General features: G+C 59.3%; 6 protein-coding genes. 3 read left to right on the top strand and 3 right to left on the bottom strand.

The genetic code is table 11. From position 1 onward, the window contains the following. Positions 1 to 393: 393 nt before the first annotated feature. On the top strand, positions 394 to 2,217 hold the full coding sequence (locus tag Q7S58_RS07320; RefSeq protein ID WP_304822764.1) for an NAD(P)/FAD-dependent oxidoreductase: 1,824 nt from the start codon (positions 394 to 396) through the stop codon (positions 2,215 to 2,217). A 98-nt stretch (positions 2,218 to 2,315) separates the two neighbouring features. Continuing rightward, complete coding sequence (locus tag Q7S58_RS07315; protein WP_304822761.1) at positions 2,316 to 3,410, top strand: amidohydrolase family protein; 1,095 nt, start codon at positions 2,316 to 2,318, stop codon at positions 3,408 to 3,410. 81 nt (positions 3,411 to 3,491) lie between these two features. Here Q7S58_RS07315 and Q7S58_RS07310 read toward each other — a convergent pair whose 3' ends face one another. Then, positions 3,492 to 3,800 (bottom strand): hypothetical protein, encoded by a 309-nt coding sequence (locus Q7S58_RS07310; RefSeq protein ID WP_304822768.1) that lies wholly within the window; start codon positions 3,798 to 3,800, stop codon positions 3,492 to 3,494. Positions 3,801 to 3,935: 135 nt separating this feature from the next. Between Q7S58_RS07310 and Q7S58_RS07305 the strand changes: the two genes are divergently transcribed. After that, positions 3,936 to 4,673 (top strand): hypothetical protein, encoded by a 738-nt coding sequence (locus tag Q7S58_RS07305; RefSeq protein WP_304822758.1) that lies wholly within the window; start codon positions 3,936 to 3,938, stop codon positions 4,671 to 4,673. Between the two features lie 20 nt (positions 4,674 to 4,693). Here Q7S58_RS07305 and Q7S58_RS07300 read toward each other — a convergent pair whose 3' ends face one another. Beyond that, complete coding sequence (locus tag Q7S58_RS07300; RefSeq protein WP_304822755.1) at positions 4,694 to 4,858, bottom strand: hypothetical protein; 165 nt, start codon at positions 4,856 to 4,858, stop codon at positions 4,694 to 4,696. A gap of 675 nt (positions 4,859 to 5,533) precedes the next feature. Beyond that, positions 5,534 to 5,719: hypothetical protein (locus Q7S58_RS07295; protein ID WP_304822752.1), on the bottom strand; the 186-nt coding region annotated here is incomplete at its 5' end.

Raw genomic sequence — 5,719 nt, 5'->3', positions numbered from 1 at the left:
GCGGGTCATGATCGATGAACTGCTGCGGCGCCTGCCCGATATGGAAGCCACCGGCTCGATGGAGCGACTGCGCTCGAACCTGATCGCCGGCATCAAGCATTTGCCGGTGCGATTTACTGCGCATCGCGTCGCCGCCTGACGGATGACTGCGAGGCCAGCGGAATGCGTCTCTCTTTCAGGCGACGGACCCTCCCTCATTTCGGCTGAGTTTTCGGGGGTACAGGTCAATACCTCCGTCCGAGGAGTGGTCGCCTGGTAGTCGCGCGCGATCGATGAACTTGACTTTGTCGGGCGCATAATTTTTGTGGTAAATGATCGCTTACCGAACTTAGGACCATCTGAGAGAACGGGCCGAGCCAACCGCGCGCCGGCCACTTTCTAAGGAGATTCGACATGAGTGATTTCTCGACCGACGTGAAAGACGGCGTACCCGGTATCGATTTCGACCCCGAGGCGCTGCGGACGAAGTATCGCGAAGAGCGCGATAGGCGTATCCGCACCGACGGCAACCAGCAGTACCTCGAAGTGACCGGAGATTTCACGCGCTACATCGACGACCCGTACGTGGACCCAGGCTTCACCCGCGAGCCGATCGACGAGACTCTCGAGGTGCTCATAATCGGCGGCGGCTTCGGCGGATTGCTGGCCGGAGCACGGCTGCGCCAGGCCGGCTTCGAGGACATTCGTATCGTCGAGAAGGGCGGCGACTTCGGCGGCACCTGGTACTGGAATCGTTATCCGGGCGCGCAGTGCGATATCGAGGCTTACATCTATCTGCCGCTGCTCGAGGAGACCGGCTACATACCGAAGGAAAAGTACTCCTTCGCGCCGGAAATTCTGGAGCACTCGCGGCGAATCGCGAACCAGTTCGACCTCTACCGCGGCGCCCTCTTCCAGACCCAAATCAAGGAACTCAAGTGGAACGAGGACGAGTGCCGATGGACCGTCACCACCAATCGCGGCGACCGGCTGCGCGCGCGTTACGTGATCATGTCCAACGGACCGCTGAACCGGCCCAAGCTGCCCGGCATCCCCGGTATCGACAGCTACAAGGGGCACACCTTCCACACCAGCCGCTGGGACTACAACTACACCGGCGGCGACACTACCGGTAATCTGCACAAGCTTAGCGACAAGCGCGTCGCGATCATCGGCACCGGCGCGACCGCGATCCAATGCGTGCCGCATCTCGGCAAGCACGCGAAGCATCTGTACGTCTTTCAGCGCACGCCGTCCTCGGTGGATGAGCGGCGCAATCGTCCGACCGATCAAAAGTGGGCTGAATCGCTGGATGCCGGCTGGCAGCGCCTACGCATGGATAATTTCAACACGCTGGTCACCGGCGGCCAGGCCGAGGTTGACCTGGTAAGTGACGGCTGGACCGACATCATTCGGCATCTCGGCCAGATGGTGCCGCGCAAGGGCGCTGCTGCCGACGAGGTCCGGCACGACATGGCGCGCATGATGGAACTGGCCGACTTCAAGAAGATGAACGAAGTCCGTGCGCGCGTGGACTCGGTCGTGAAGGATCCGAAGACGGCGGCGGCGTTGAAGCCGTGGTACCGGCAGTTCTGCAAGCGGCCGACCTTCAACGACGAATATCTGCCTACCTTCAACCGCCCCAACGTGACCCTGGTGGATACTCAGGGCCGCGGCGTCGAGCGGCTCACGGAGAAGGGAGTCGTGTTCGACGGCGTCGAGTACGAAGTCGATTGCATCATCTTCGCGACCGGGTTCGAGGTCGGCACGGCCTACACGCGTCGCGCCGGATTCGAGGTTTACGGGCGAGGCGGCAATTCACTGACCGACTACTGGGCGGGCGGTATGAAAACGCTGCATGGCTTTTTCAGCCACGGCTTCCCCAACTGTTTTCACATGGGCGTGCTGCAAAACGCGATCACCGCGAACTTCCCGCACATGCTTGACGAGCAGGCCCATCACATCACCGATCTCGTCCAGCACGCCAAACAGCACGAGGCGCGTTCGATCGAACCCAGCGCCGACGCCGAAGCCGAATGGGTCGCGACGATCAGGCGCAAGGCGGTGTTTCATGCGCGGTTCCTGAATGATTGCACTCCCGGTTACTACAACAACGAGGGCAACCCGGAAGCCAACGCGGGTTTTGCCGGCGAGCAATATGGCGGCGGCCCGAACGAGTACTTCAACCTGATTCGGAAGTGGCGCAAAGAAGGGATGAAGGGCCTGGATCTGGCTTGAGAAGGAACCGCGCATAAACACGGAAAGGAGACCTTAACATGATTCCTCGGGGCATAATTTCAGCAGACGGCCATGTGTGTGAACCACCCAATTGTTATGTGGACTATATCGACCCGAAGTATCGCGACAACGCACCGCGTGTCGTCGAGCAACCTGACGGAACTGAGGCGTTTGTCGTGCCAGGGATGAAGCGGCCCGTCGCGCTCGGCTTTATCGACGGCGCCGGCTTTAGCATCAAGGAACGAAACGCCCGAGCCAAGAGACTCAAGTTTTCGGATGTCCGCGAGGCCGCTTACGGTGGTCGGGCGCGGCTGCCCTACATGGACCAGGATGGGATTGCCGCCGAGATCATCTACGCCTCAGTCGGGATGGGCCTCTGTATGCATCGCGATGCCGAGTACAAGGACGCCTGCATGAAAGCATACAATCGTTGGCTGCAGGCGATGTGTAATGAGGCGCCGGATCGTATTTTCGGATTGGCGCAGACCGCGGTCTTAAGTGTGGATAGCGCGATCGAAGATTTCCGGCGCGCCAAAGAGATGGGGATGGTAGGCATGATGATGCCAGGCCGCCCGATTCACGAGGACTACGACCATCCCGATTATGACGCCTTGTGGGAGTGTGCTACCGATCTAGGACTGCCAATTTGCTTTCACATTTTGACGTCGCGCGACGGCAGTCTCAACATGCCGCATCGTGGGCACGAGATGAACAATTTCCTCGGCATCATTCGCGCGGTGCAAGATGTCGTTGGTCTCATGGTGTTGGGCGGCGTCTTCGAGCGCCATCCGAAATTGAAACTGGTGTGCGCTGAAGGCGATGCGGGCTGGATGCCTCACTACATGTATCGCATGGACCACGCGGCCAAGTTCAATGTCGAGGGTGGGGTAATCAACGGCCTGTCCAAGCTGCCGAGTGAATACATCAAGAGTAACGTCTGGATGACGTTCCAGGACGACCTGACTGCCTTCAACTCCTTGCATCTGATGCCATACACGCAACTCCTGTGGGCGAGTGATTTTCCGCATACGGATTCGACCTGGCCTCGTTCGCAGCAATTGCTGGCAGAACACACTGCCCATCTCCAGGAGCATCAACGGCAAGCAATCATGCGTGAGAACGCAGCCAAGCTCTTTCAATTGCCGGCTGGCACGGAGTCCTGGCGAATGCACGACAAAGCTGCTGCTGCCTGATGGGTGCGGTGGAGCCGAGATAAACGGACATGTCCTCATACGGCAGGCATGTCTGATACGGGGGGGCCGCGTCGCTCGGCTCTACCTGACTTGGACCCCCACCGGCCTGGTGGCATTGGTCATGGCCGCACCGACCAGCGCGACCTTGTCTCCGTGCGCAAACGTGCGATGGGAACCCGAACCCCAATGCTCGTGCCGCACGCGATCAACCAACGCTGGTCGCTCGACTTCGTCTCCGACACGCTGAGTGATGGGCGGCGCAGAGTGATCGCGCCGAAAATGATCACTCTGAACCGAATAACCTTTCATTTGTGCGGATAATTTAACGGCCAGCGCCGCCAAAACTGCATTTTCAGAGTGATCGCCAGAGTGATCGCTGATCGCGAGCATCGTAAGCCACACTTATACACCCACGGCTCGAAAGCGATAGAAGCTCGCCGAACTGATTGCGGTCGGACCTCGCGTGTGGGCAGTCTCTCAAACATGCTTTGCTCGTGCGTTCCGGGTCTGCCCGAATTGAGAACGATGCGCTGGGTGCTGGTCCATGCTCTCTGGCTTTCGGTCGCGTTCACTCCTTCCAGTGCGCTCGCAATCAGGCCATTCGTGACCGACGACGCGCGGGTCGTGGGCGCGCGACGGGCGCAACTCGAGACCTGGCTGGAGGGCGACAGTGATTCGGTTCAACACTGGTCGTTGATCGCGTTCGGACCTTTAGAGCCGCTGGAGCTCACATTTGGTGGCCCGTACGGAGTGAACTATAAGCGCCGATCGCGGGCTGCAGCAGCGGGGCCGATAGTGCAGGCGAAGTATCTACTCCGGCAAGCAGATGTGAATCGATGGCCAGGCGTAGCGGTGGCGGCGGGAGTTGTTCCACCGGTCGGTACCGGAGGCTTTCAGTCAAGGGATTGGGATCCGTTTGCTTACCTCGCGGTCAGGGAGTCTTTTCTCGGCGACGACCGCGTTCTCATCCATGTAAATCTCGGCGTCGTCAGTCCGAAGGAGGATTCAAGCAGGCTTACGCAGTTATTCTGGGGGGTGGGGACCCAGGTCCGTTTGCTCGGGGCGCTGAATGGAATTGTGGAGATTTTTCGGGGTGATCCCTACTCAGATGAAGACGCGATCGGTGTCCAGTTTGGCTACCGCTACATCCTAAACGACAGTGTTCAGTTCGACGGTACGATGGGAGGCGGAATAGGCCAAGGCCGCAGCGTTCCATTCGGAGGCAGCGCCGGCATTCGATTGGTAAGTCCAGAACTCTGGTAGCATCGGCGTTTATGCTCGCCCTATATAACCCACAGCGCGATCGCGACCGCCGTGAACACCGCGAACGCGAATACCGACCCCGCCACGTCGAGTGCGCCGCTCACAAATGCCGTCCGTCCCAAAGACTGGCTGAATGCGTCGCGCACCATCTGAATGAAGCACGCGATCGCAGTTGAATGATTCAACCTGGGCTCCAGCGGCTTCGAACTGTCCCGATCCATATGTCAAATACGGTACGCCAGCGAGCCGAGCGATTGCGCGACGCCCAAATCATCGATTCGGCGGTAAGTACGTATTCATGGAACTATTAAGTCCGCGAGGAGGATTGGTATAGGCAAGGCTCCCGCCAACGCCGCACTGAAGGCGATGGTCGATTCTTCGCGGCTTCACCCCATTGAACGCGCGGCCGCATCGCGCGGGTCCTTCCGGCTGCGCTGACGAGCCAAAGCGCACCGGGTGAACGACGGGCGGAGAGAAACGCGCCGAAATCCGCTACGGTACCGGCAATCAGTGATTCCCCGGTTCCCTTTGATTGCCGTGAACCCACGCACACGCGCGAATTTCGCGCACTTCTGCGGAGAATGCGCGGGCGGGGTCGGGAGAGTCCTGGACGTACGAGCGATTTCTCGCCGACCATCGATTGCATCGTCGTCATTCAATCTCTGGCGAAGAATTGAAGATGCTTTCCCAGGTTTCGTTTCTGGGCCAAGCGCGAAGCGTCGAAGACTTTCTCCTTATCTTGAAAATCATTCGTGAAGGCGACCAATTATCTGACTCGCGAGATTTGCCCGACCTCGAGACAAGTTAGCCGCGCAGGCATAGGAAATTGCCAAGCGAGAAATCGAGCACGCCTTTGAGCTTCATTCACCTGACTCCTTGCGGAGGATCCCCGAGCAAGTTCCATTGCTCAGCCCTGAGCCGGAGCCGTAGTACAATGCACACGGGCGAGAGTCATTGTCGTAGGCATAGAATGTTTGCACGGCATTGGCAGCGACGCCGGTGGTCTTCAGACTGCTCCGGCGACCGTCACCATCGTAGGCGAACGT

Source organism: Candidatus Binatus sp., from assembly GCF_030646925.1.
In the GTDB taxonomy this organism is placed as follows: domain Bacteria; phylum Desulfobacterota; class Binatia; order Binatales; family Binataceae; genus Binatus.
Note: the sequence above shows the minus strand (reverse complement) of the source record. Positions and strands in the feature narration are given on the sequence as shown.

Excerpts from the sequence above, each read along its gene's own strand:
- Q7S58_RS07310 (WP_304822768.1), bottom strand. The coding sequence starts at position 3,800 with ATGCTCGCGATCAGCGATCACTCTGGCGATCACTCTGAAAATGCAGTT.
- Q7S58_RS07305 (WP_304822758.1), top strand. The coding sequence starts at position 3,936 with ATGCGCTGGGTGCTGGTCCATGCTCTCTGGCTTTCGGTCGCGTTCACT.
- Q7S58_RS07320 (WP_304822764.1), top strand. The coding sequence starts at position 394 with ATGAGTGATTTCTCGACCGACGTGAAAGACGGCGTACCCGGTATCGAT.